Here is a 25405-nt window from a genome sequence, read left to right as displayed (position 1 = left end):
GACTAGGTATATCAATCACCCTGATTCCATGCTTTATCCCAAGAAATCGCATCGATCAGCCATTCGCTGAGGTAACCGGCATACGACGACCGCACGTGGATCCGGAAAACGTCAGGCCCGGCGCGTTCGACGATCACCTGAGCCCGGCCGAGCAGCGTCTGGGCCACCCCGGGGAACACGGCCGGATCCAGGTCGACCGCGCACCCGGTGAGCAGCACCTCCCGCGCCCTCGGCCCCGCCACCTCCAGCACGGCCCGCTGCGCCGACACCTCCACCGCCGTCTCCGGCGCCACCCCCTCCAGCCCGCCGGCCAGCAGCCACCGGTCGGGCCCGATCCGCAGCCCACGGCCGGGATCCTCCCCCTTGACCTCCCACATCCGCTCGAACGCCACCTCACGCACGCGCACGCCCGCACCACCGGCCGCCTCGAAACGCCCGGCATAGGCGGCGGCCGGGCTGCGCGCGGCGAGCGGCCCGGGAGACGGGCCGGCCGCGGGCCCCGCCGGATCGCCGTCCCTGCGCGTGTTGCCGGGGTCGTAGAAGACGGGCGCGACCACCGAGACCGCCACCCGCCGCCTGTGCGACACCGCGACCAGGCGCTCCCCCTCCCGCACGTCCCGCACCATGGCCAGGCCGAACGTACGCCCCAGCGTCGCGCTCGCATAGCCGGACGTCACATGGCCGAACATCGGCCCGCCCTCCGGCCTGACCAGCTGCGCGCCCTCCTCGATCGGCGCGTCAGGCGGGTCGGCCAGCAGTCCGGCCAGGCGTCTGCGGCCCGCCGACGCCGTGTGCGGACGCCGGTGGGAGCGGCGGCCCACATAGTCGCCCGACAGCAGCCGCCCGAGCCCGAGATCCTGCGGCGTGACCGTGCCGTCGCTCTCCTGCCCGACGATCGGATAGCCCTTCTCGGCCCGCAGCACGTGCATGGCCTCGGTCCCGTAGGGCACGACGCCGAGCCCGGTCACCGCACGCCACAGCGCCTCGCCGTACCAGGAGGGCACGTTGACCTCGTAGGCGAGTTCGCCCGAGAAGCTGATCCTGAACACGCGGCCCGGCACGCCGAGCACCTCGGTCTCGGCGTAACGCATGTACGCGAGGTCGCCCAGCCCGGGGGCGAGTGCGGCGAGCACGGTCCTGGCCCGCGGGCCCACGACCGCGACGGCGGCCCAGTGGTCGCTCACCGAGGTCAGGCGCACGTCCAGGTCCGGCCACTCGGTCTGGTGCCATTCGTCGAGCCAGTCGAGCACGGCGGCGGCGTTGCCCGTGGTCGTGGTCGTCAGGTAGTGCGAGCGGCCGAGCCTGGTGGTGACGCCGTCGTCGAACACCATGCCGTCGGAGCGGCACATCACGCCGTAGCGGCAGGCGCCGACGGCCAGGGTGGACATACGGCCGGTGTGGATCCGGTCGAGGAACAGCCCGGCGTCGCGCCCGCCGACGTCGATCCTGCCGAGCGTCGAGACGTCCATGGCGGCGACCGCCGTCCGCGCGGCCACGCACTCCCTGGCCACGGCCTCGGCGATCGTCTCGCCTTCGCGCGGGAAGCACAGCGGGCGCTTGTACTGCCCGACGTCCTCGTGCACCGCGCCCATCTCCTCGTGCGCCGCGTGCATCGCGCTCGTGCGCACCGGATCGGACAGCGCGCCCCTGTCCCGCCCGGCCAGCGTGGCGAACGCGACCGGAACGTACGGCGGGCGGAAGGTCGTGACGCCCACCTCGCCCGGGGCCGAGCCGAGCAGCGCCGCCATCACCCCGACGACGACCGCGCCCGACGTCTTGCCCTGGTCGGCTCCCGTCCCGGCCGTCGTGTATCGCTTCACGTGCTCGACCGAGCGCAGCCCGGCCCCCGTGGCCCCGGCCAGATCGGCCACCGTCACGTCGCGGTGCAGATCGGCGAACGACTCGTCCGGATCGCCGTCGACCAGCCACATCCCCGACGGCTCCCGCACCGGCCCGTCCTCTGGCGCCGGATCCACCAGCGCCTCCACCGGCCGTCCGGCCCCGCCCGCCGCGGCCAGCCCGGCGTCATGCCCCTGGACGAGCGCCCCGCCCGTGCCGTACTCCCCGGCACACGCCCCGGCCACCCGCACGGCCTGTACGGCGAGGCCCGGGACGAACGCCCGCAGCGCCTCGTCGTACCTCAGCGTGCCCAGCGCCTGGCCGAACAGCTGCACGGCCGGGTTCCAGCCGCCGCACACGGCCAGCAGATCGGCCTCGACATGACGTTCGCCGATCCACACGCCGCTCAGCACGCCGTCGGCGTCGGCGCTGGTGCCGGTGACGACGCGGCCGTCCTCGCGCGGGTCGACGAGATCGGCCACCTCGACGCCCGCCGCCCGCAGGTCGGCTGCCGCCCGGTGGCCCGAGTCGGCCAGCGTGAACACCACCGCCCTGGCGCCTGGCCGCACGCCGTACCTGTTGGCGTAGGTCGCGGCGGCCGAGGCGAGCATGACGCCCGGCCGGTCGTTGCCGGGGAAGACGGGCGGGCGTTCGTGCGCTCCGGTGGCCAGGACGACCTGGCGCGCCCTGATGTGCCACAGGCGTTCCCAGCCTTCGCCGCGCTGCACGGCCACCACGTAGTTGTGATCGTGGTAGCCGATCGCCGTCGTCCTGGCCAGCACCCTGGCCGTGAGCGACGCGGCCACCGGTGCCGCCCAGGCGCGTACGCGGGGGTCGGCGTGGTTCAGCAGTGCGCCTCCCGGTGCGGGCTGGTCGTCCACGAGCACCACGCGCACGCCCTGGGCGCACGCGGCACGGGCTGCGGCCAGCCCCGCCGGGCCCGCGCCCACCACGAGGACGTCGCAGTGCAGGTAGCCCTTGTCGCTGTGCACGCCGTCGCCGCGCGCGGGGAGTTCGGCCCTTCCCCTGCCGCTCAGGCTCCACGCGCGCAAGCCTTCGCGCAAGGGGACGACCGTGGCGGCGACCATCGGCTCGGATCCCACTCTGACCAGGGCGTTGGGCTCCTCGACGCCCGCCGAGAAGATCCCGCGCGGGCGGCCGAGCACGGCGCTGCGTCCGGTGACGCGCACGCCCGCGCGCAGCAGGGCCGAGGCCAGCGTGTCGCCCGGACGGCCTTCGAGCTCGCGCCCGTCGAAGCTGAACCTCACCCGGCGTCCCTCGTCTCGTGCGTGAACGTGTGCCGCTCGACGGTGAACCAGGTACGGCAGCCGTGCACGTGGAACCAGCGCTCGCGCAGCCAGCCCTTCGGGTTGTCGCGCATGAACAGGTACTCGGCCCACTCGGCGTCCGAGCACTCCTGCGGGTGATCGGGCAGGGCGATACCCGCCTGGCCGCCGTAGCCGAACTCGCTCTCGTCGCGCGGCCCGCAGTGCGGGCACTCCAGCGACATCAATGCGCCACCGCCGCAGCGCCGTGCTCGTCGACCAGCGCGCCCGTGCCGAACCTCTCCAGCCCGAACGGCGCCGCCAGCGGATGCGGCTCGGCGTTCACCAGCGTGTGGGCGTAGACCCGGCCCGCGCCCGGTGTGGCCTTGAACCCGCCCGTGCCCCACCCGGCGTTGACATAGAGCCCGTCGACCGGCGTGCGGCCGATGATCGGGGAGGCGTCGGGCGAGACGTCCACGACCCCGGCCCAGGTCCGCAGCACCCTGACCCTTTCGAAGATCGGGAACAGCTCCAGCGCGGCGCCCATCTGCTCCTCGATCACCCGGAAGGCCCCACGCTGGCCGTAGGAGTCGTAGGCGTCGATGCCCGCCCCCATGACCAGCTCGCCCTTGGCCGCCTGGCTGACGTACACGTGCACGGTGTTGGACATGACCACGCAGCCGAGCACGGGTTCGAGCAGCTCGGAGACCAGCGCCTGCAACGGGTGCGAGCGCAGCGGCAGCCTGAACCCGGCCATGGCGGCCAGCACCGAGGTGTGTCCCGCCGCCGCCAGGGCGATCCGGCCGGCCGCGACCGTGCCGCGCGAGGTGCGCACCGCCGTGGCACGGCCGCCCGTGATCTCGAACCCGGTCACCTCGCAGCCCTGGATCAGGTCGACGCCCAGCCGGTCGGCCGCGCGTGCGTACGCCCAGGCGACGTGGTCGTGCCTGGCGACGCCGCCCCGGCGCTGCAGCGTGGCGCCGAGCACCGGGTGCCTGGCCGAGTGGCCGACATTGACGATCGGGCAGAACCTCGCCACCTCCGCCGCGTCCAGCCATTCGGCGTCGACGCCGTTGAGCACGTTGGCGTTGACCCGGCGTCTGCCTTCGCGCACGTCGTGCTGGTCGTGCGCCAGATTGAGCACACCGCGCCTGCTGAACATCGGGTCGTGGCCGAGCTCCAGCGCCAGCCCCTCCCACAACGTCAGCGCGTGCTCGTACAGGGCCGCGCTCGCGTCCTGGAGGTAGTTGGAGCGGATGATCGTGGTGTTGCGCGCCATGTTGCCGCCCGCGAGCCAGCCCTTCTCCAGCACCGCGACATTCGTGACACCGTGCTCGGCCGCCAGGTAGTACGCCGTGGCCAGGCCGTGCCCGCCCCCGCCGACGATCACCACGTCGTAGGCGGGTCGCGGATCGGGGTCGCGCCACAGCGGCTCAGGCGGGCTCACCGCCCGATCTTCTCCCGCTCCGGGTCGTAGAGCGTCCCGGCCGCCACCACGGCGGGCACCCGCCGCCCGAAGTACGTCACCTCGACCTCGGTGCCGGGCGCACTGCGCTCGACCGGCAGCCAGGCATAGGCGATCGGCCTGCCGACGGTGTGCCCGTAGGCCGCGCTGGTCACGTAGCCGCCTCCGGCGACCGGCTCACCGCCCATCACCACCTCGGCCGTCAGCAAGGTGACCAGCCTGCGCGTCACCTCCTTGCCCAGCGCCTCCCGCCCCAGAAAGTCCTTGTCCTCCCGTACGGCGAAGCCGAGCCCGGCCTCGTAGGGCGTGTGCTCGGAGGTCATGTCGACCCCCCACTGCCGGTAGCCCTTCTCCAGCCTGAGGCTGTTGAGCGCGGCTCGGCCCGCCGCGGCGACGTGCGGCCGCTTCAGCGTGTCCCACAGCGCCAGCCCGAGATCGGCACTGGTGCACAGCTCCCAGCCGAGCTCGCCCGCGTAGGAGACGCGCAACGCGGTGACCGGCACGTGCCCGACATGTCCCCTGGCCAGCTTGAAGTAGCCGAACGACAGGTCCATGTCGGTCAACGGCTGCAGCAGCTCCCGCGCCTTCGGGCCCCACACGCCGATGCAGCAGGTGCCCGGGGTGACGTCGCGCACGCTCACCTTCGGCGGGGCGTGCCGCATCAGCCAGTCGAGGTCGAGGTTGCCGTTGGCGCCGATCTGGAAGCGCTCCTCCTCGATCCTGGCGACGGTCAGGTCGGAGCGTATGCCGCCCTTGGCGTCGAGCAGCAGCGTGTAGGCGACCGAGCCCGGCGGCCTGGCGACGTCGTTGGTGGTGAAGTACTGCAGGAAGGCCGTGGCGCCCGGTCCGTCGACGACGATGCGCTTGAGCGAGGTCAGGTCGTGCAGGGCGACGTGCTCGCGGGTGGCGTGCGCCTCGGCGGCGGCGATCGGCGACCAGTGCCTGGCCGCCCAGGCGTCGCGCAGCTTCTCGCCGGTGTCGAGGCCGGGCGTGTCGAGCAGGGCCGCGTTGCTCTCGTACCACTGCGGGCGCTCCCAGCCCGCGCTCTCGGCGAAGACCGCACCGAGGTCGGCCTGCCTGACGTGGAAGGGGCTGATCCGCGTCGGCCTGGGGGACGAGGCCGGTCGCAGGGGGTGGATCACGTCGTAGACCTCGTCGAAGTTCCTGCTCGCGCGCTCCTCGACATAGGCCGGGCTGAGCTGGGCCGGCTCGAACCTGCTGATCTCGCACTGGTGCGGGTCGACCGACGAGCGCCCGGTCACCAGCACCTCGGCCAGCGCCCTGGCCACCCCGGCCGAGTGCGTCACCCAGGCCGCCTCGGCCAGCCAGAAGCCCTCCAGCTCGGGGGCTTCGCCGATCAGCGGGAAGCCGTCTGAGGTGAAGGAGAAGACGCCGTTGATGCCCTGCTCGAAGGCCGAGGCGCCGAGCGCGGGCAGCAGCCTGGCGGCCTCCTGCCAGGCGGGGACGAAGTCGGCGGGCGTGAACTCCTGGACCGAGGCCATCGTGGTCGCCCGCTCCTCGATCTCGTGCTGACGCACGGGCATCGGGCGATGGGCGTAGGAGCCGATGCCGAGACGGGAGCCGTGGGTGCGGAAGTACAGATCGGCGTCCTGGTGGCGCAGGATCGGCAGGCCGTCGGCGACGCCGTCGAGCGGGCCCGACCTGGCGTACTGGTGTGCCATCGGCAGCAGCGGCACGCTCACGCCCGCCAGCGCGCCGATCGCCGGGCCCCAGAATCCGGCCGCGCAGACCACGACGTCGGCGGGGATGAGCCGCTCCTCGCCACCGGCCAGGACCGCGACGCCGGTGACCCGGCCGCCGCGCTGTTCGATGTCGACGACCTTGTGACCGCCGAGGAACCTGGCGCCGCGTTCGGCGGCCCTGCGGGCCTGTGCCTCGCCCGCGCCGACCGCGTCGGCCAGGCCGTCGCCAGGCACGTGCAGGCCGCCGAGCACGGCTTTCCGGTCGAGCAGGGGCCACAGCCTGACGCACTCGGCGGGGTCGAGCAGGCGTGCGGGCACACCCCACGACTGGGCCCAGCCGTGTTTGCGGTGCAGGTCGGCCCAGCGTTCGGCCGTCGTGGCCACCTCGAGGCCGCCGACCGGCTCGAAGCAGCCGAGGCTGAGGTACTTGGCGACCGTGTAGGACGCGAACGCGGTCATCGTCCTGGCCGGATTGGTCTGGAACACCAGGCCGGGCGCGTGTGAGCTGGAGCCTCCGGCGGCGAACAGCGGGCCCTGCTCGACGACCGTCACGTCGTTCCAGCCGCGTGCGGTCAGCTCGTCGGCGAGGGCGCAGCCCACGATGCCGGCACCGATGATCAGCAAACGCGGCCGGCCTGCCATGCGCCCTCCGGTGAGGATCGTCCCGGACTACGCACCGAACATAGAGCTACATTCGGCTGCGAACAAGTGTCCGGATGAGGTGGAGAACCGGCGTCCCCACCTCACCTCGCGGCCGTGGCTCAGGCCCTGCCGTAGGAGTCTTCGAGGCGCTCGATGTCGCCCTCGTCGAAGAAGCCGAACGCGACCTCCAGGATGCGGGTCGCCGGGCCGCTGGAGCTGAGCCTGTGGGTCTGGCCCGCCTTGATCAGCACCCGGTCGCCGACCTCGGGCTCGATGCGCTCGCCCGCGATCTCGAAGACGGCGCCCGGGTCGAGCGCCACCCACAGCTCGTCGCGGTGCTCGTGGCGCTGCAGGCTCAGCCGCTGGCCCGGATTCACGGTGATGATCTTGACGGTGGACGCCTCGTTGAGCGTGAACTGCTCGAACGCCCCCCATGGCCGCTCGTCGCGGATCACCTTGTCGAGCCGGTCGCTGTCCAGCAAGATGCCTCCATCGTCGCCCTGCGAAGTCATGAGATGAACTGTGGCACAGGCCGGTGACCTGCACACGTTGCTCCGGAGACTCCCGGGTGAAGCCAGGGTGATCCCCTACGGAGCTCAGGTGACGAGGATACCGCCATCGACCGGCAAAGTGACGCCGGTCACATAAGACGACGCGTCGGAGGCCAGGAAAATCGCCGCCGCGACGAGTTCGGCCGGGTCTCCGGGGCGCCCCATCGGCACGCGTTGCTCCAGCATGCGCTCCAGGTACCCCTCGGCGTACTGCTCGGTCATCTCCGAGGCGAAGAAGCCGGGCTCCAGGCAGTTGACCCGGATGCCGCGCCTGCCCGTCCATTGCTGGGCCAGGTCGCGGGTCAGGCCGATGACGGCGGCCTTCGAGGCACTGTAGGCGGCCTGCGGCAGCCCGGCCGTGGTCTCGCCCAGGATGCTGCCGATGTTGACGATGGAGGAGCCCGGCTTCATGACGCGGGCGCAGGCCTGGGCCATCCAGTACGTGCCGTGCAGGTTGATCTCGACGACCTGGCTGAACTCCTGCGGCGTCTCGCGCAACGCAGGCACCGCCGTGCCGACCCCGGCATTGTTGATGAGGACGTCCACCGCGCCGAACTCCTCCAGCGCCGCCTGGGCCAGCGCCGTGCAGTCCTCCGGACTGGTCACATCGGTCCGTACGGCAAGGCAACGCCGTCCCGCGGCCTCGACCAGCTCCCGCGTGGCCGCGAGCCGGTCCTTGCGCCGCGCGCCGACGACGATGTCGGCGCCCGCCTCGGCCAGACCCCGCGCGAACGCGACGCCGAGCCCCGACGACGCTCCGGTGACGATCGCGACCTTGCCGTCGAGCTTGAACCGGTCGAGCACGTTGGACCTCCCAGATAGCTACCGAAGGAGATTCTAGAGGCCGGGCTCCGCCGTGAACGCACCCGCCCTGGCCGCCGCGAGCGCCGCACGCACGGCCGCGTCCGCCACCTCGGCGCCGAGCGGCCTGCGGCGCATCAGCAGCGTGTAGTAGATCGGCGCGGCGACCGCCCGGGCCACCTCGATACCCGCCGTGCCCGGCGGCAGTTCGCCGCGCGCCACGGCCTTGTCGACGACCTCGCCCCACTGGCCGGTCCTGCCGTCGATGAACGCCGACAGGGCGGCCGAGGCGTCGGCGTCGCAGGTGGCCGCGCCGACGACGGCCTCGACGACGGCCCTGGTCGCGGGGTCGGTGAGCGAGGCGGCCATGCCCCGGCCCATGGCGGTCAGGTCGGCCTCGACCGAGCCGGTGTCGACCAGGGGTGTCGCCCGTTCGACGAGCGCCATCAGCAGGTCGGTGACCAGGCCGATCGTGTGGCCCCAGCGCCGGTAGACGGTCGTCTTGCCGACGCCCGCCCTGACCGCGACGCGGTCCATGTTGAGGCCGTGGAAGCCGCCGTCGAGCAGTTCGGCGAGCGTGGCTTCCATGACCGCCTGCCGGACCTTCGCGGTGCGTCCGCCTGGCCGTACGGTGCCGGGGGTGGGGTCCAAATGGGTCTCCAGTTCCATTAAGCGCGAAGAGGTGCTAGCGTCCCCATCATCTTAACGGAACAAATCTCCCGTTTGGGGTTCATCTCATGACCGCAGTCCTCGCAAGGCCCGGGGAGCGCATGACGTCTCGGCAGCGTGCCGTTCTCGTCGTGCTGCTCCTGTCGCAGTTCATGCTCGCCGTCGACTTCTCCATCCTCAACGTCGCACTGCCGGTGATCGGCCAGGGCCTCGGGTTCCCGCTCGGGTCGCTGCAGTGGATCGCCACCGCGTTCGCGCTCACCGCCGCCGGGTTCACACTGCTGTTCGGGCGGATAGCCGATCTGTTCGGCAGGCGCAGGCTGTTCCTGCTCGGCATGGTCCTGCTCGGCGTGTCCTCGCTGGCCGGCGGCCTGGCGACGAGCCCCGGCGTCCTGCTGGCGGCGCGCGTCGCTCAGGGGCTGGCCACCGCCATGGTCACACCGGCCGGGCTGTCGCTGCTCACCACCTCCTTCGCCGAAGGCAGGCTGCGCGACCGGGCGCTCGGGCTCAACGGCGCGCTGATGTCGGCCGGGTTCACCGCGGGAGCCGTGCTGGGCGGGCTGCTCACCGACCTGCTGTCGTGGCGGTGGGCCTTCCTCGTCAATGTGCCCGTCGTGCTGGGCGTGCTCGCCGTCGCGCCCAGGCTGCTCGCCGAGAGCCGTCAGGACGGGGGCGGCAGGCTGGACGTGCCCGGGGCCGTCGCGGTCACCGGTGGGTTGCTGGCGCTGGTCTACGGGCTGACGGTGGCGGGCGAGCACGGCTGGGGGGACCCCGCCGCGATCGGCTTCCTGGCGCTCGGGGTGGCGTCGCTCGCGGTGTTCTGGGCGGTCGAGAGGCGCGTGGGCTCGCCGCTCGTGCCCGTGCGTATTCTGCGGCGTCGCTCGGTGAGCTGGGGGAATGTGGCCGGGTTGCTGGCTTTCCTGACCGAGACGTCGCTGGTGTTCCTGCTGACGATCTATCTGCAGAAGGTGCTGGGGTACTCGGCGCTGGCGACCGGTCTGGCGTTCGGGGTGCTCGGCGCGGGCACCGTGGCGGGCGGCGTGCTCGCGCCTCGCGTCCTGGCCCGGCTCGGCACGCGCCGCGCCCTTGTCGTCGGCTTCGCCGTACAGGCTGTGGCCACGCTCGCGCTGGTCTCGCTCGGGGACTCGCGTGGGTGGTTGCCGGTGTTGCTGGTGGCGACGTTCGCGGGGGGTGTGGGCAACATGGTGGCGATCGTCGGCTTCATGGTCACCGCGACGTCCGGCCTGCCCGATGCCGAGCAGGGGCTCGCGACCGGCCTGGCCACGATGACGCAGCAGATCGGCATCACGATGGGCATCCCGGTCATGAGCACCATCACCACCGCCGTCGTCGCCTCGGGCTCCTCCGTGCTCACCGGGGTGAGCGCCGCGATCCTGGTCAACGCCCTGCTCGCCGCGGCCGGTGGCGTGCTGGCGGCGGTGTTCCTGAGGGGCGAGCGCACGTGAAAGGGGCGGAAGCTCACGCCTCCGCCCCTCGTCCCGCCTTCGGCCTAGAGGCCGTACTCCTTCACGATGCGCTCGTGCCGCTCGACCTCGACCTCGAGCTGCTGGGCCAGCTCCAGCCAGGCCAGCGGGTGCACCCAGCGCTCGGTGGCGTCGTCGAGGAGGGCGTCGACCTCGGCGGGCGACACGGTCGGCGGCACGGCCACCCAGCCGAAGACACCGGGCAGCGACTCGCCGGTCGTGGGATGGGTGACCTGGTAGTTCTCGTCGCTGTAGACCCACATGGGCCAGCCGCGCTCGGCCAGCACCTCGTTGAACTCCGACCAGTCCTCCTCGCTCGGCGCGGCGCCGTCGAAGAAGTAGCTGGTGTAGCCGCCGGGCCGCAGGATGCGCACCGCCGCGAACGGCGGGACGAAGTTCTGCTGCTCCTCGGGGTCGTCGGGGATCGGCTCGAGGAGCTCGGGGTTGAAGACGACCAGGTCTCCGGCGTTGTAGTCCATGCCACGCGGCTGCGGGAGCGCCAGGCGGGCCGTGGCCGGGCCGGTGCGCAGGCTCAGCACCTGGCGCTGGCCGCCGTCGGGCGAGGGCAGGATGACCCTGATCAGGCCCATCTCCTCCTCGACGGGACCCTCGGTCGAGGTCAGCGGCATGCCGAGCTTGGCGGCACCCGCCCTGACCGTCTCCCAGTCCTCGGCGGCGGACGCCATGACGATCATGCGCCAGACGTCCTCGTCGCCGGAGTCGGCGTCCGACAGCGCCTCGCGGAGCACCTCGGCGCCCTTGCCGTCCTGGTCGAGCTGCTGCAGGGCCCCGGCGAGCAGGCGCTTGGCCTCGATGCCGGCCCCGGCCTCCTTGGCATGGCCCGCCTCCTCCACGACCTCGGCCCAGCGCTCGCGGGCCGCGTGCAGCCTGGCCAGCGTGAGGTGCTGGGCGGCATGCGGCAGCAGGGCGGCCATCTGCTCCAGACGCTCGTCCTGACGGGCCTCGATGAGCAGCGTCGTGAGGTAGCCCACGTCCTCGGCGTCGGCCGTGGCGATCGAACCGCCGTCGACCAGCATCGTCCAGTAGACGTCGGCGCCGGTCGCCGGGTAGCCGAGGAAGCCGAGCGTGGTGGTGTGCCTGCGCGTGGCCTCGACGTCCTGGCCGGACAGCGGGGCCAGCCAGCCGATCCACGCCTCGGGGTCGGCGACCCGGCCGTCGGCGGCGTCGAAGATGCCGACCAGCTCGGCCGCCGGGCCGGGCGCGGGCGCCGGGGTGGCGGCGTCGGCGGCGGCGCGCAGGGCGGCGATCCGCTCGGGCAGGCCCTCGGTGGTCCTGAGCTCGGCGGTGCCGGCCTCGGCCACGTCGGCCAGCAGCCTGGCCTGCCACAGGCCCTTGCGCGCGATGGCCAGATCGCCCGCGACCAGCGCGAGCTCGACACGGGAGCGGTAGCAGCCCATCATGCCGAAGTAGTCGGTCCACTGGCGAAGCACCCGGCCGAGCTGCCAGGTGTTGGTGATCTGCGAGGAGCTCGCCAGCTTGTTGACGGCGTGGGACCACTCGACGAACGAACGCGGGTGGTCGCCGACGACATCGAGGTCGGGCAGCGCGTCGACGGCCTCGGCCGGCCTGCCGAGCGTGGCCAGGATGAGCGCGCGGCGCACACCCTCGCGGTGCGGCTTGGCGACCGGGTCGTCCGGCTTGAAGTCGGCGGCGGCCTGGAGGGCGACCAGCGCGTCCTCGGTGCGGCCGACGGCCAGCAGCGCGCGTGCGCTCTCGGCGCCGAGCTCCCAGCTCGCCTGGGCCCCGGCGGCACTCAGCCGCTCGACGGCGGCCTCGGCGTAGGCCACGGCCTCCTCGGCCCTGCCGTCGTCGGTCAGCGCCGAGACGTATTGCGTCACGAGGCCGCAGAAGGCGGGCGAGTCCGGCTCGACGGAGTCGAGGACGGGACCCACCGTGGCCAGCCGCTCGGCGGCGTAACCGGCGGAGTCGGCATTGGCCCAGGTCTGGGCGAGCGCCTCGACGGCCGCGGGCGCGGCCGGGCAGTCGCGCACGTCCTCGCGCCGCGAGAACGCGACGAGCTCCTCGGCGTCGCCGATGGCGACCACGCCCTGGGCCCGGTCGCCGACCCTGCCGATCAGGTGCCAGTAGCGGGCGTAGAACTCCATCCAGGGCAGACCGAGCACCTCCGCCTGCTGCGCGATGGCCGGAGCCATCACGTCGAGCTGCGCGTAGCGGCCTTCGTAGGCCTGCGCGGGCAGGTCGCCCAACGCCATGGCGAGGCCGGCGTTTCCGTCTTCAGCAAGCTGCCGCTGGGTGTCGCCGACCCAGGCCCAGATGTCCACGTCCATGGTCCGTCAGTCTGCCAGGTCACGGGGGGTGCCCCAAACGCGAACGACCGCATTCAGCCCTCGGCACACCGCTGACCTTCACACATGCAGCAGGCGTAGCAACTCTTGTCTCTGGTCACCCGCCAGTACGGCGAAGCTGGGCGCCATCAGCTCGTCCGTCAGCGCCTCCGCCTCGGCCCTGCGCGCGACCGTCTCGGGCCCCGGCTCCGGGTACGGCTCCCGCCACTCGAAGAACCTGGCCATCGCCACCCCGGCGGAGACGCCCAGCGGCGCGCCGCCGTGCTCGCCGGTGAGCGTTGCCTCCAGCGGGGTCAGCCCGCTGGCCTGCACGGCGACCGCGTGCAGCCCGCCGCGCAACTCGCGCACCAGGTGCAGCAGCCGCATGGCCCTGGCGGCCGGATCGGCGGGCAGCGGGAGCGCGCGCCACCCGGCGAACAGCGGCGCCCCGAGCACGGAGGCCTGCTCGACGACGGGCAGCAGGATCTCGGCCAGCCGTACGCAGTCGTGGTCGGGCGCCAGCCTGCGCGCACCCCAGGCGTCGCACGCCGCCGCGAACAGCTCGACGGCCTCGCCGACCGGCAGCGCGCGTCCGGCGTCCCAGTGCTCCTCGACGTGCTCGGGCGGGAAGAAGAACGTAGCCGCCGTCACGACCGACGCGTCGACCTCGCCGAGCACGCCGCAGCGCCCGCGGAAGTACATCTCGCGTGCGCCGAGACCGCTGCGCTCGCATGCCGCCTTGACCTCGCGGGAGATCATGAATCCGCCGCCGAGCGCACCGATCGGGATCTTGACTGCCGCAGCCGTCGCTTTGGGGTCCATGGGTTCAGCATCACTTACTAGAACATCGTTCGGCAAGTACGGCAGGCGCAGTACGCGCAGCGGTCAGAGAGTGAGCTCGCCCGATGCGACGATGACGGCGGGGCCGCTCAGGTAGCTGCTCTCCTCGTCGAGGGTGACCTGGACGGTGCCGCCGAGCACCTCGATCGCCCAGGTGCCGCTCGTCTCGCCCGCCAGGTGGGCGGCGGCGACCGCGGTGGCGACGGCGCCGGTGCCGCACGAGCGCGTCTCGCCCGAGCCGCGCTCGAACACCCGCATGACCGCGCGCCTCGGCCCGACGGCGTTGAGCAGCTCGATGTTGACGCCCTGGGGGAAGACCGCGGGGTCGAAGGCGGGCTGGTGGGTGAGGTCGAGCTGGGCGACCGGGTCGCCGATCACACAGGCCAGATGCGGATTGCCCACGTCGACGTGCAGTCCGGTGTAGTCGACGCCCGCGACGGACGTGACGCTCTCGCCGTACACGACGGGCAGGCCCATGTCGACGGTGACGTCGCCGCTCTCGCCCAGGCGCACGCGCTTGACGCCGCCACGCGTGGCCACGCCGAACTCGCCCGGCCCGGACAGTCCGGCGTCGACGAGGTAGCGGGCGAAGACGCGCACGCCGTTGCCGCACATCTCGGCGACGCTGCCGTCGGCGTTGCGGTAGTCCATGAACCATTCGGCCTGTCCGGCCTGGCTCGCGACCTCGTCGCTGGACTTGGTGCGCACCACGTGCAGCACGCCGTCGGCGCCGATGCCCGCGCGCCTGTCGCAGACGCGGGCGACCAGCGCGGCCGTCAGGTCGAGCTCGTCGTCGAGATCGGGGAGGATGACGAAGTCGTTCTCGGTGCCGTGCCCCTTCAGGAAACGCATGCCATCACCCTATCCAGCAGCGCGGGGTCGTCCTGCGCCACCCAGATCACCCGGGGATCGCGCCTGAACCACGACTCCTGCCTGCGGGCGAACCTGCGGGTGGCCCTGACCGTCTCCTCGTAGGCCTGCTCCTCGCTCCACTCGCCCGCCAGGAAGCGCAGGACCTGGGCGTACCCGAGCGCCCTGCTCGCCGTGCGCCCCTCGGCCAGGCCGTGCTCCAGCAGGCCGCGCACCTCGTCGACCAGGCCCGCCTCCCACATCCGGCCGACCCGCAGTGTGATGCGCTCGTCGAGCACGGGACGCGGCACCTCGACGCCCACCTGCACGCTGGGATAGAGCGCGTCGTAGGAGGGCATCGTCGCCGAGAACGGCCGTCCGGACAGCTCGATGACCTCCAGCGCCCGGACGATACGCCTGCCGTTGGTCGCCAGGATGTTGGCCGCCGCTACCGGGTCGAGCTCGGCCAGCCTGGCATACAGCGGCGCGGCGCCGCGTTCGTCGAGCTCGGCCTCGAGCCTGGCCCTGATCGACGCGTCCGTGCCGGGGAACTCCAGGTCGTCCAGCGCCGCCCGGACGTACAGCCCCGACCCGCCGACCAGCACCGGCGTCACCCCGCCTGCCAGCATCGAGTCCATGAGCGGCCGGACCAGCCGCTGGTACTCGGCGACACTCGCGGTGACCGTCACATCCCAGATGTCGAGAAGGTGATGAGGTACGGCTCTGCGCTCGGAAAGGTCGAGTTTGGCCGTTCCGATGTCCATTCCTCGGTAAAGCTGCATGGAGTCGGTGTTGACGCACTCACCCCCCAGCCGAAGCGCTAGATCCACGGCGAGATCGGACTTTCCTGCCGCGGTCGGACCCACGACGGCGATGACTGGCTGCTGACCCACATCGATAAGTGTGTCAACTCCCTGGGTATGACTGAACCGGGGAACACCACTGCGGCCATCGGCCCGCAGCCAGAACCATCGGGGGGAACGACATGTCGATCTTCGACAAGGTCAAGGAAATGCTGGGCGGCGAGGGCGAGAAGACGCAGACCGTCCCTGAGCAGGCGAAGTCGGCAGCCGAGAGCGCCACGACCAAGGCCGAGGGCGCCGCCGCCGACGCCAAGGACTCGGCGGGCGGCATGATGGACAAGCTCAAGGAGCAGACCGGCGACCTCATGGGCAAGGCCGAGGAGGCCGCGAAGAGCGGCATCGACAAGGCCGCGGACGCCGCCGACCGCGCGACCGACGGGAAGTACAGCCAGCACATCGACAAGGGCGCCGAAGCCGCCCGAAACGTCGCCGACAAGCTGGACGGCAAGCAGGGCTGAGCCCCGGCCGCTAGAAGAGCTCCAGCGTTGGCTGCAGATACCCCTCGTGGGTCAGCAGCCAGCGCTTGGACTCCACACCCACGCCTCCGCTGAACCCGCCGAGCCCGTTGCCCGCGACGACGCGGTGACACGGCACGATGATCGGGATCGGATTGGCCCCCATGATGGAGCCGATCCCCCTGGCAGGCACGGACGACTCGGCCCGCCTGGCCAGCTCGCCGTAGGTGACGACCTTGCCGTAGGGCACGGCGTGCAGGGCCTGCAGCACCTGCCGGGCACTGCGCGAGGTCAGCCGCCAGTCCAGCGGCGTCGCGAACGTGCGCAGCTCACCCTCGAAGTAGGCGTCGAACTCGGCGAGCACGGCCGTCGTGCGGCCCGGATCGACGACCTCGGTGAGCGCGAGCTGCTCGGCCAGCCTGGCCCGCGCGGCCGGCCCGGTGCGCCATCCGACGGCGACCACGCCCTCTTCGGACACCGCGACCATCATCTGACCGGTCGGCGTGGAAAAGTCGGCGAATGCGACAGTCATGCCACGCATCGTACGCACGCCCACCGACAGAATCGGCGGGTCCTACGCGCTCGCCGTATCACGACGCGGCGAGGGCCTGCAGCTCGCATGTGTCACGCGGCTCCCAGGTGTCACGCGGCCAGCAACAGCCGCGCCTGAGCCCACATCCCGTCGAGGACGTGAGGGTCGTCGGCCAGCTTGGCGAACAGGACCATGCCTTCGAGCTGGGCCACCAGCGCCCTGGCGGTCGCGCGGTCGGCGCTCGCGAGGGCGCCTTCGGTCACGGCGTCGGCGAGGGTGGCCAGGACGAGGGCGATCTGCTCGTCGAACACCTCGCCGAGCCGGGTGCGCAGCACCTCGTCCTGCCCGCTGAGCTCGACGGCGAGATTGCCCAGCAGGCACCCGTCGACCACACCGCCGCCGGCCTTGGCCTCGGACTGGGCCAGCGCCTGCGCGGCGAACAACCGCTCGAGCCGGTCGAGCGCGGGCACGTCGGCGGCGAGCGCCCGCCCCCACACGGCGCGCTGCGCCTGCCAGTGCGTGTCGATGACCGTGACGGCCAGCGCCTGCTTGGACTCGAAGAAATGGTAGAAGCTGCCCTTGCGCACACCGGCGCGCGCACAGATCTCCGCCACGCCGATCGCTCCGTACCCACGGCTGCGCATCAGCTCGCATGCGGCTTCGACCAGGCGTTCCCTGGCTGTGCTCGTCCGTCCCATGGGGCGAGTATACGTCCGGTCAACTATCCGGCTTGCGTAATAGTTGACCGGTCGTCTAGCGTCGGCGTCACCACCCATCCGGAGGACCGCATGACCATCGTCACCGTCGCCGTCGCCTATCACAGCGGCTACGGCCACACCGCACGCCAGGCCCAGGCCGTGGCCGAAGGAGCAGGCTCGGCGCCAGGCGCACGTGCCGGCCTGTACGACGTCTCCCACCTCGACGAGCGACTGTGGGAGGCGCTCGACGCCGCCGACGCCATCGTGTTCGGCTCGCCGACGTACATGGGCAGCCAGTCCAGCGTCTTCCAGGCCTTCGCCGAGGCCAGTTCGGGCGTGTGGGCGCGTGCGGGCTGGCGGGACAAGATCGCGGCGGGCTTCACGAACTCGGCGGGCGCGAGCGGCGACAAGCTCAACACCCTCACCTCGATGATGTTGCTCGCCGCCCAGCACGGCATGCACTGGGTGACGCTCGGCCTGCCGCCCGGCTGGATCTACACCTCGACCGGCAGCTCGGACGACCTCAACAGGCTCGGCGGCTTCGCCGGTGCGATGGCCCAGTCGCCCACCGACATCGGACCCGACCAGGCGCCCTCACCCGCCGACCTGCGTACGGCCGAACACCTCGGCAGGCGGGTCGCCACCACCGCCGCCGAACTCCTGCACGGCCGTCGCGCCCTCGCCACCCTCTGAACCGGAGATCACGACATGACCAGACATCTGGAAGACCTGATCGGCATCGAGCACGCCATCGTCCAGGGCCCGTTCGGCGGCGGGAACTCCTCCGTCGCCCTGGCCGCCGCCGTGTCGGAGGCGGGCGGTCTCGGCTCCTTCGGCGCGCACGCGCTCGCACCCGACGCGCTGCCCGTCCTGGTCGCCGACCTGCGTGCGGCGACCGGCAAGCCGTTCGCGGTGAACCTGTGGGTGCCGCAGCCGGGCGAGGGCGAGGTGCCGGACGACCTGGAACGCCACATCGAGCGGCTGCGTCCCTACTACGACGAGCTCGGCGTGACGCCGCCGCCGATCGACTCGCTGACCGGGCAGGACTTCGCCGCCCAGGCCGAAGCCCTGCTGGCCGCCGAGCCGCCGGTCATCAGCTTCGTCATGGGCGTGCCGCCCGCCCCGGTGCTCGCCGAGGCCAGGCGCAAGGGCATCCTGACGATCGGCACCGCGACCACGGTCGACGAGGCCGTGGCGCTGCAGGAGGCCGGGCTCGACGCCGTCGTCGCCTCAGGCAGCGACGCCGGAGGCCATCGCGGGGCGTTCCTGCGTCCGGTGCGGGAGTCGCTCGTCGGCACGTTCTCCCTGGTGCCGCAGGTCGCCGATGCCGTCACCGTGCCCGTCATCGCCGCCGGTGGCATCGCCGACGGCCGTGGCGTGGCCGCCGCCCGTATCCTCGGCGCCGACGGCGTCCAGATCGGCACCGGCTTCCTCGCCACCGACGAGTCCGGCGCGAGCCCGATCCACAAGGCGGCCCTCCACGGCCCCCACGCCCGTACGACCATCCTGACCCGCCTGTTCTCCGGCCGCCTGGCCCGCGCCATCCCCAACGACCTCACCACCGCCCTGTCCCACGCCGAACCCGACGTCCCGCCGTACCCGATCCAGAACACCCTCATGCTCCCCATCCGCCAGGCAGGCTCCCCCGCCCACACCAACCTGTGGTCCGGCCAGTCCGCCGCCCTCACCCACCCCCGCCCGGCAGCCGACTACCTGAACGAGCTGGTGAACGACGCGAGACGCATCCTGACGATCTTCGGTGCGGCGTAAGCTCACTCTCATGAGCGCGGCACACGAGGAGTACGACGACCTGCACCGGCTGGTCGACCGCTTGACGCCGAACCAGGCGCGAGCGTTGCGCGCCGTCGCACTCGAACTCGTCGAAAGCGATCCCGCGCCCCCGCCCGGGGAATCGGACGGACGTCGGCGGCGACTCTCCTTCGCCGGGATCATCGCCGACGCCCCCGACAGCGCCGAGCGCGCAGAGGAACTCCTCCTCGACCGCTTCCGGGCCCGCTAGTGCTGATCTGCGACACCGGCCCCCTGTACGCGGCGATGAATCGGAAGGACAAGGACCACGCGCCCGCTGCCTTGATCTTCTTGAGACCCACGCCGGTCCGCTGATTCTTCCCGGCCCGGTACTGGCCGAGGTCTGCTGGCTGCTGGAGTCCCGGGTCGGGCCTGCCGCCGAAGCCGCCTTCCTCCAGTCCATCGTGGATGGCGAACTGACCATGGAGCCGCTGACCACCGCCGACGTGGCCAGGATGAAAGGTCTGGTGGTGAAATACGCCGACTTCCCGCTGGGAGCGGTGGACGCCGCCGTGATCGCCGTCGCCGAGCGGCTCGGCGTTCCGGAGATCGCCACCATCGATCATCGTCACTTCGGAGCCGTCCAGAACTCCCGTGGCGGCCACTTCACCTTGCTGCCGTGACGCTTTGGTCCGCCCCGGCTGTCAGCGCCTACCATCGGGGGCGTGTCGGTCAGAGAGTTGGTCGTGCTGGGGACGGCGAGTGCCGTGCCTACGCGGCATCGCAGTCATAACGGGTATCTCCTGCTGTGGGACGGCCAGGGGTATCTGTTCGACCCGGGCGAGGGCACGCAGCGGCAGATGCTGCTCGCGGGGGTCAGTGCGCACGACGTGACGCACATCTGTGTCACGCACTTCCACGGCGACCACTGCCTGGGGGTGCCGGGCGTGGTGCAGCGGATCGCGCGTGACCGGGTGCGGCACGAGGTGCGGGCGGTGTACCCGGCCTCCGGCGAGAGGTACTGGCGCGGGCTCAGGCACGCGGCGGCGTTCGCCGACACCGATCGCATCACCGAGCACCCGGTGTCGGGCGGCGAATGGCGGCTGGAGGGGCTGACGGCCAGGCCGCTGTCGCACCCGGTCGAGGCCTACGGCTACCGCCTGGACGAACCGGCGGGCCGCAGGATGCTTCCCGAGATGCTCAGGCGTTATGGCATCAGCGGCCCGGAGATCGCCGAGTTGCAGCGAGGCCGTGCCGTACGCGGTGTGACGCTGGAGCAGTGCAGCACGCCGCGAAAGGGGCAGAGCATGGCCTTCGTCATGGACACCCGGATGTGCGACGGCGTGTTCGACCTGGCCGAAGGCGTGGACCTGCTGGTGATCGAGTCGACGTTCCTGTCGCCCGAGGCGGCGCTGGCCACCGAGCACGGCCATCTGACGGCGGCCGACGCGGGCAAGGTGGCGGCGGAGGCGGGTGTGAGACGCCTGGTCCTGACCCATTTCTCGGAAAGGTACGGCCCGGCCGACGAGCCCCGTTTCCTGGAGGAGGTACGGCGAAGCTACGACGGCGAGGTGCACATCGCCCGCGACCTCATGCGAATCCCGGTCCCCAGACGCTGACGAAGTACCCCACCCCGTAGGGCGCTTCGGCCGCGAGCAACCGCCCGGTCAGACCGCTCGACCCCACCGCGGCACCGGCGAGCACCTGCCAGGCGGCCCGCCCGCCGACCTGCAACCGCTCGGCCTCGGCGACGTCCAGCCCGGCGAGCACGCGATGGTCTGCCGCCCCGAGCGCGGCGCCGATCCGCTGGTCGTAGCCCTGGGCGTCGGGATCCAGATAGCCGGGCGACTTCTCACTCAGGCACGCCGATCCGTCCCCCATCACCAGCAGGGCGACCCGCCGATCGCCACCGAGCGAGGCGCCGAGCGCCAGGCATTCGGCGGTGTCGGCGTCGAAGCCGATCTCGTCCATCGAGTCGGGCGCCCGTGAGGGGCCGAGCAGCCAGCGCCCGAGTGTGAGCGACAGCGGCAGCACCGCCTCACCCTCGCCCACTCGCACGTCCACTCCCCAGGGCGCCAGCGACCCGGCGGCGTCCCCCGCGTGGCGTGCCGTGCGCTCACCGCCGCCGACGACGACGAGCGTGTCGTGCCCGACGCCGAGCAGGGCGGTGACGGCCTCGTCGCAGGCGGCGCGCAGGCCGTCGAGCTCGGGGGCGGCGGCACCGGCCAGGGCGGGGTGGAGCAGGGGCGGGTGCGGGCACACGGCCGCGGCGACTAGCACGCGAGCCAGATTATCGGAGCGACCGGGCACGACTCCCCACCCGCGCCCGGCCCACGTCCCACCCGCATTCCGTCCACATACCGGTATAACGCCGTAGCAGCGACAAAGTGTTGGGTTGACGACCTGGTGTGACGTGCGTAACTTCCCGAACTAATAGGAAAGTTTCCTTTCTTTTATTCCTCCGTCAGAGAGGAAAGCACCATGTCCCGTCTCCGTTCCTGGAGGGCTGTGCTGGTCGCGGTCGTCTCGCTCGCTCTGGTCGCCACAGGCGCCACAGCCGCGTACGCCGCAGCCACGCTGACCGCCACCTTCTCCGCGAGCGATCGAGGCACCTGGTGGCAGGGCGGCTACGAAGTCAAGAACACCGGCGACGCAGCAGCCACCACCTGGACCCTCGAATTCGACCTCAACGCCGGACAGACCATAGGCAACTGGTGGAACGGCACGCCGACCGTGAGCGGCAGCCATGTCACCGTACGCCCGGCCAGCACCAACGCGAATGTGCCCGCAGGCGGGACCACGGGCACCAGGAGCTTCGGCTTCGTCGGGATGGGTCCGAAGACCCCTCCCCTCAACTGCAAGATCAACGGCAATCCCTGCGCCGGAGGTCCCGTCGACACCCCGCCGACCGCACCGGGCAAACCGGTCGGCACGCCGGGCATCACCACCGTCTCGCTGACGTGGGCCGCCTCCACCGACGACAAGGGCGTCTCCTCCTACGACGTGTACGTGGGCGGTAAGAAGGCCAAGACCGTCACCACCAACTCGGCGTTGATGGAAGGCTTCTTCGCCGACAGCAACTACTCCTTCACCGTGCGCGCCAAGGACACCATCGGCCAGGAGTCTCCCCCCTCCCCCGAGACCACCGTGCGCACCCTGCCGGAGGCGCCCGACACCGACGCGCCGACCGTGCCGGGCACGCCGTCCTCCACCGGCAAGACGCAGAGCAGTGTGACCCTGCAGTGGGACGCCTCCACCGACAACAGGGGCGTCACCGCCTACGAGGTGTACAACGGCGACGACCTCGCCGCGACCGTCACCGGCACCCCGCCGGGCACGACGACGACGATCGGCTCCCTGTCGGCCGACACCGAGTACACCTTCAAGGTCAGGGCCAAGGACGCGGCGGCCAACACCTCCGCGCACTCGGGCACCGTCACCGTCAGGACCGACGCGCCCGACCTCCAGCCGCCCACCACGCCGGGCACCCCCACCTCCACCGGCAAGACGACCACCAGCGTCACGCTGCAGTGGGGCGCCTCCACCGACGACACCGGTGTCGTCGCCTACGAGGTGTACAACGGCAGCACGCTGGCCACCACCGTCACCGGCAACCCCCCGGCGACGACCACCACGGTCGGCTCGCTGACCGCCGACACCGAGTACACCTTCAAGGTCAGGGCCAAGGACGCGGCGGCCAACGTCTCGGCCTACTCCGGCACCGTCACCGTCAGGACCGAGCAGCAGCCGACCGACCAGTCGGCCTGCCGCCCCGACGGCCTCTACCGCGCGCCGAATGTGACCGGCGTGCCGTACTGCACGGTCTATGACACCAACGGGCGAGAGAAGATGGGCGCCGACCACCCCCGCCGGGTCGTCGGGTACTTCACCAACTGGCGCACCGGCAAGAATGGCGCACCGTCCTACCTCGCCAAGGACATCCCGTGGGACAAGATCACCCACATCAACTACGCGTTCGCCCACATCGACGGCCAGAACAAGGTCTCGGTCGGCGGGCCCGGTCCGAACAACGTCTCGACCGGCATGGAGTGGCCCGGCGTCGCGGGCGCCGAGATGGACCCGGCGTACTCCTACAAGGGACACTTCAACCTGCTCAACAAGTTCAAGAAGCAGCACCCGAACGTCAAGACGATGCTCTCGGTCGGCGGCTGGGCCGAGACCGGCGGCTACATCGACGACAACGGCGTGCGTCAGCCGAGCGGCGGCTTCTACACGATGGCCTCCTCGCAGGCCTCGATCAACGCCTTCGCCGACTCCGCGGTGAAGTTCCTCAAGGACTACGGCTTCGACGGCCTGGACATCGACTACGAGTACGCGACGTCCGCGCCGAACGCCGGAAACCCTGACGACTTCCAGTTCTCCAACCCGCGCCGCGCCACGCTGATGGCCGGATACGTCAACCTGATGAAGACGCTGCGCGAGAAGCTCGACGCCGCCTCGGTGGCCGACGGCAAGTACTACCTGCTCACCGCCGCGACCACGGCGTCGGGCTGGATCCTGCGCGGCAGCGAGAACTACCAGGTCACCCAGTACCTCGACTTCGCCAACATGATGACGTACGACCTCCACGGCGCGTGGAACCAGTTCGTCGGGCCTTTGCAGGCGCTCTACGACGACGGCAGCGACGCCGAGATGAAGCACTGGAACGTCTACGGCACCTACAGCGGCATCGGGTACATGAACGGCGACTGGGCCTATCACCACCTGCGCGGCGCCATGCAGTCGGGACGCATCAACCTCGGCCTGGGCTACTACAGCCGAGGCTGGAAGGGCGTGACCGGCGGCGTCGACGGGCTCTGGGGCCTGTCGAAACTCGCCGACCAGACCAAGTGCCCCAAGGGCACCGGGTCCGACATCGGCTCGACCGTGCCCTGCGGCGACGGCGCCATCGGCATCGACAACGTCTGGCACGACCTCGACGCGGGCGGCAAGGAGGTGCCCGCCGGTGTGAACCCGGTCTGGCACTTCAAGAACCTGCAGGAGGGCAAGCAGGGCAGCTACATCACCCAGTACGGCCTGACGCCCGACACCGACCCGACCGACCGCATCTCCGGCACCTACGTCCGCAAGTACTCCACCTCCATGGTCGCGCCGTGGCTGTGGAACAACGACAAGAAGGTCTACCTCTCCACCGAGGACGACCAGTCGGTGCAGGCCAAGGCCGACTACGTCGCGGCCAAGGGCATGGGCGGCATCATGATCTGGGAGCTGGCGGGCGACTACGCCTACTACCCCCAGCGTGACGGCGGCAGAGGCGAGTACTTCATCGGCGACACGCTCACCACCAAGATCTACAACACCTTCAAGACCGCGGCCCCGTACGGCAACCTGCGAGCCGGCACCAGAACGATGCCGACGCAGACGCTGAACGTCCAGGTCAGCCTGGGCGGGTTCGCGGTGGGCGACGCCAACTACCCGATCTCACCGAAGATCAAGTTCACCAACAACTCCACGACCGCCATCCCCGGCAACGCGACGATCGAGTTCGACTACGGCACGTCGGCTCCGGCGACACTCAGCCAGACGACCGGCTGGCCGCTCACGGTCACCGCAGGCCATACGGGGACGAACGTCGGCGGACTCAAGGGCGACTTCCATCGGGTCAAGATCACAGTCCCGAGTTACGAGAGCATCGCCCCCGGCGCGTCCAAGGAGATCCAGCTCCGCTACGACCTGCCGATCGCCAGTCCATCCAATTTCGTGGTGACGTTCGGAGGCCAGTCCTACCGGCTCTCGACCGACAACCCACGCTAAGACCGCACCGGGACATGCGGCCGCTCGGCCCGATCCGCCTGGGGGGATCGGGCCGATTGGCCGTTTCAGGGACCGGTGCTCGCTACACGTAGGGGTCGCGGCCGTCGGCGATGCGGATCAGCTGGGCGGCCGTGTGCTCCGCGGCCGAGGCGTGCAGGCCGTGCCCGAAGCTCACCCGTGCCGCGCCCGCCTCCGCCAGCTCGGCCAGCGAGGGGCCGCCGCGCTTGAACAGCACGTTGACCGGGCCGCCCACCTGGGAGGCCAGCTCCTCGATCTCTCCCAGGTCCTGCAGGCTGATCGGGTACACGCAGTCGGCGCCCGCGTCCAGATAGCGCCTGCCGCGCTCGACCGCCTCCCGCAGGGTGCGCGATCCCGCCCAGTAGGAGTCGATCCGGGCGTTGATCACCAGGTCGATGCCCTCGGCGTCGGCCGCCTGCCGTACCGAGGCCAGGAACCGTGCCTGCTGCTCCGCGTCGATCATCGTGGAGGTGCCGGCGTCGGTGTCCTCCAGGTTGCAGCCCACGGCGCCCGCGTCGGCCAGCCTGGCGACCAGTTCGGCCGGGTCGAGTCCGTAGCCGCGTTCGACGTCGGCGGTGACCGGCAGGCGCACCGCCCTGGCGATGCGGGCGATCGCCGCCATCATCTCCGCGACGGGCGTGTCCTCACCGTCGTCGTAGCCCAGCACCTCGGCCATCGCGGCACTCCCCGTCGCCACGACCGGAAACCCCGCCGCCTGTACGGCCTTGGCCGACACGGCGTCCCACACGTTCGGCAGCACCACGGGCCGCCCGGCCACATGCAGCGCCCGAAGCGCCCCCGCACTCACATCCGTCATGCCGAGCGACTCTATGGGCGCAGGTGGGAGCCGGTAAGAGCCAATCGGGGGGCATATCGGGGGTACCACTTCGCCGGGGTGGGC

23 protein-coding genes are annotated in these 25405 nt (G+C 71.5%); 8 read left to right on the top strand and 15 right to left on the bottom strand.

Annotation, left to right across the window (positions count from 1 at the left end; translation table 11 throughout):
• Positions 1 to 11: 11 nt before the first annotated feature.
• The 7 genes from ACTWNK_RS12360 to ACTWNK_RS12330 form a co-directional block, all read right to left on the bottom strand.
• Complete coding sequence (locus ACTWNK_RS12360; protein ID WP_474304048.1) at positions 12 to 3107, bottom strand: 2Fe-2S iron-sulfur cluster-binding protein; 3096 nt, start codon at positions 3105 to 3107, stop codon at positions 12 to 14.
• Positions 3104 to 3349, bottom strand: coding sequence for a sarcosine oxidase subunit delta (locus tag ACTWNK_RS12355; RefSeq protein WP_474304047.1), 246 nt, complete (start codon positions 3347 to 3349; stop codon positions 3104 to 3106). Before ACTWNK_RS12355 ends, ACTWNK_RS12360 begins: the two co-directional genes overlap by 4 nt.
• Positions 3349 to 4551, bottom strand: a complete 1203-nt coding sequence (locus tag ACTWNK_RS12350; protein ID WP_474304046.1) for a sarcosine oxidase subunit beta family protein — start codon at positions 4549 to 4551, stop codon at positions 3349 to 3351. The genes ACTWNK_RS12355 and ACTWNK_RS12350 overlap by 1 nt, the downstream gene beginning before the upstream one ends.
• The gene (locus ACTWNK_RS12345; RefSeq protein ID WP_474304045.1) at positions 4548 to 6914 is read right to left on the bottom strand and encodes a GcvT family protein; all 2367 of its coding nucleotides are present in this window, start codon (positions 6912 to 6914) and stop codon (positions 4548 to 4550) included. The genes ACTWNK_RS12350 and ACTWNK_RS12345 overlap by 4 nt, the downstream gene beginning before the upstream one ends.
• Before the next feature lie 119 nt (positions 6915 to 7033).
• Complete coding sequence (locus tag ACTWNK_RS12340; RefSeq protein WP_474304044.1) at positions 7034 to 7396, bottom strand: phosphomannose isomerase type II C-terminal cupin domain; 363 nt, start codon at positions 7394 to 7396, stop codon at positions 7034 to 7036.
• A gap of 114 nt (positions 7397 to 7510) precedes the next feature.
• Positions 7511 to 8269, bottom strand: coding sequence for an SDR family NAD(P)-dependent oxidoreductase (locus ACTWNK_RS12335; protein WP_474304043.1), 759 nt, complete (start codon positions 8267 to 8269; stop codon positions 7511 to 7513).
• A gap of 33 nt (positions 8270 to 8302) precedes the next feature.
• A complete protein-coding gene (locus ACTWNK_RS12330; RefSeq protein ID WP_474304042.1) occupies positions 8303 to 8917 on the bottom strand; it encodes a TetR/AcrR family transcriptional regulator in 615 nt (204 codons plus the stop codon).
• A gap of 119 nt (positions 8918 to 9036) precedes the next feature.
• Between ACTWNK_RS12330 and ACTWNK_RS12325 the strand changes: the two genes are divergently transcribed.
• Positions 9037 to 10401: an MFS transporter gene (locus ACTWNK_RS12325; RefSeq protein ID WP_474304041.1), complete on the top strand. Its 1365-nt coding sequence runs from the start codon at positions 9037 to 9039 to the stop codon at positions 10399 to 10401.
• Between the two features lie 44 nt (positions 10402 to 10445).
• Here ACTWNK_RS12325 and ACTWNK_RS12320 read toward each other — a convergent pair whose 3' ends face one another.
• The 4 genes from ACTWNK_RS12320 to miaA form a co-directional block, all read right to left on the bottom strand.
• Positions 10446 to 12728, bottom strand: a complete 2283-nt coding sequence (locus ACTWNK_RS12320) for a tetratricopeptide repeat protein (RefSeq protein ID WP_474304040.1) — start codon at positions 12726 to 12728, stop codon at positions 10446 to 10448.
• A 78-nt stretch (positions 12729 to 12806) separates the two neighbouring features.
• Positions 12807 to 13547: an SCO6745 family protein gene (locus ACTWNK_RS12315; RefSeq protein WP_474304039.1), complete on the bottom strand. Its 741-nt coding sequence runs from the start codon at positions 13545 to 13547 to the stop codon at positions 12807 to 12809.
• Between the two features lie 63 nt (positions 13548 to 13610).
• The gene (dapF, locus tag ACTWNK_RS12310; RefSeq protein ID WP_474304038.1) at positions 13611 to 14417 is read right to left on the bottom strand and encodes a diaminopimelate epimerase; all 807 of its coding nucleotides are present in this window, start codon (positions 14415 to 14417) and stop codon (positions 13611 to 13613) included.
• Positions 14405 to 15307 carry a tRNA (adenosine(37)-N6)-dimethylallyltransferase MiaA gene (miaA, locus tag ACTWNK_RS12305; RefSeq protein ID WP_474304037.1) on the bottom strand — a complete coding sequence of 301 codons (903 nt, stop codon included), beginning with the start codon at positions 15305 to 15307 and terminating at the stop codon, positions 14405 to 14407. The genes dapF and miaA overlap by 13 nt, the downstream gene beginning before the upstream one ends.
• 92 nt (positions 15308 to 15399) lie before the next feature.
• Here miaA and ACTWNK_RS12300 point away from each other — a divergent pair, with 92 nt between their 5' ends.
• Entirely contained in the window at positions 15400 to 15735 is a 336-nt protein-coding gene (locus tag ACTWNK_RS12300) for an Rv0909 family putative TA system antitoxin (RefSeq protein ID WP_474304036.1), read from the top strand.
• A 10-nt stretch (positions 15736 to 15745) separates the two neighbouring features.
• Here ACTWNK_RS12300 and ACTWNK_RS12295 read toward each other — a convergent pair whose 3' ends face one another.
• Together ACTWNK_RS12295 and ACTWNK_RS12290 are read right to left on the bottom strand one after the other, a co-directional pair.
• Complete coding sequence (locus tag ACTWNK_RS12295; RefSeq protein ID WP_474304035.1) at positions 15746 to 16264, bottom strand: methylated-DNA--[protein]-cysteine S-methyltransferase; 519 nt, start codon at positions 16262 to 16264, stop codon at positions 15746 to 15748.
• A gap of 110 nt (positions 16265 to 16374) precedes the next feature.
• Positions 16375 to 16962, bottom strand: coding sequence for a TetR family transcriptional regulator (locus ACTWNK_RS12290; protein WP_474304034.1), 588 nt, complete (start codon positions 16960 to 16962; stop codon positions 16375 to 16377).
• Positions 16963 to 17052: 90 nt separating this feature from the next.
• Between ACTWNK_RS12290 and ACTWNK_RS12285 the strand changes: the two genes are divergently transcribed.
• From ACTWNK_RS12285 to ACTWNK_RS12265, 5 genes are read left to right on the top strand one after another with little or no spacing between them, the layout of a single operon-like run.
• Positions 17053 to 17655 (top strand): flavodoxin family protein, encoded by a 603-nt coding sequence (locus ACTWNK_RS12285; protein ID WP_474304033.1) that lies wholly within the window; start codon positions 17053 to 17055, stop codon positions 17653 to 17655.
• 15 nt (positions 17656 to 17670) lie between these two features.
• Positions 17671 to 18732: an NAD(P)H-dependent flavin oxidoreductase gene (locus ACTWNK_RS12280; RefSeq protein WP_474304032.1), complete on the top strand. Its 1062-nt coding sequence runs from the start codon at positions 17671 to 17673 to the stop codon at positions 18730 to 18732.
• Between the two features lie 10 nt (positions 18733 to 18742).
• Positions 18743 to 18982: a hypothetical protein gene (locus tag ACTWNK_RS12275; protein WP_474304031.1), complete on the top strand. Its 240-nt coding sequence runs from the start codon at positions 18743 to 18745 to the stop codon at positions 18980 to 18982.
• Positions 18983 to 18989: 7 nt separating this feature from the next.
• Positions 18990 to 19394, top strand: a complete 405-nt coding sequence (locus ACTWNK_RS12270; protein WP_474310897.1) for a type II toxin-antitoxin system VapC family toxin — start codon at positions 18990 to 18992, stop codon at positions 19392 to 19394.
• A 42-nt stretch (positions 19395 to 19436) separates the two neighbouring features.
• Positions 19437 to 20330: a ribonuclease Z gene (locus ACTWNK_RS12265; protein WP_474304030.1), complete on the top strand. Its 894-nt coding sequence runs from the start codon at positions 19437 to 19439 to the stop codon at positions 20328 to 20330.
• Here ACTWNK_RS12265 and ACTWNK_RS12260 read toward each other — a convergent pair.
• Positions 20302 to 20991 carry a class III extradiol ring-cleavage dioxygenase family protein gene (locus ACTWNK_RS12260; protein WP_474304029.1) on the bottom strand — a complete coding sequence of 230 codons (690 nt, stop codon included), beginning with the start codon at positions 20989 to 20991 and terminating at the stop codon, positions 20302 to 20304. The two genes, ACTWNK_RS12265 and ACTWNK_RS12260, sit on opposite strands and share 29 nt — an antisense overlap.
• A gap of 201 nt (positions 20992 to 21192) precedes the next feature.
• Here ACTWNK_RS12260 and ACTWNK_RS12255 point away from each other — a divergent pair, with 201 nt between their 5' ends.
• Entirely contained in the window at positions 21193 to 24486 is a 3294-nt protein-coding gene (locus ACTWNK_RS12255; RefSeq protein ID WP_474304028.1) for a glycosyl hydrolase family 18 protein, read from the top strand.
• 82 nt (positions 24487 to 24568) lie between these two features.
• Here the strand turns inward: ACTWNK_RS12255 and ACTWNK_RS12250 are convergent, their stop codons facing one another.
• The gene (locus ACTWNK_RS12250; protein ID WP_474304027.1) at positions 24569 to 25321 is read right to left on the bottom strand and encodes an isocitrate lyase/PEP mutase family protein; all 753 of its coding nucleotides are present in this window, start codon (positions 25319 to 25321) and stop codon (positions 24569 to 24571) included.
• Positions 25322 to 25405 lie beyond the last annotated feature (84 nt).

This window comes from Nonomuraea sp. IBHARD001 (assembly GCF_056106265.1).
Note: the sequence above shows the minus strand (reverse complement) of the source record. Positions and strands in the feature narration are given on the sequence as shown.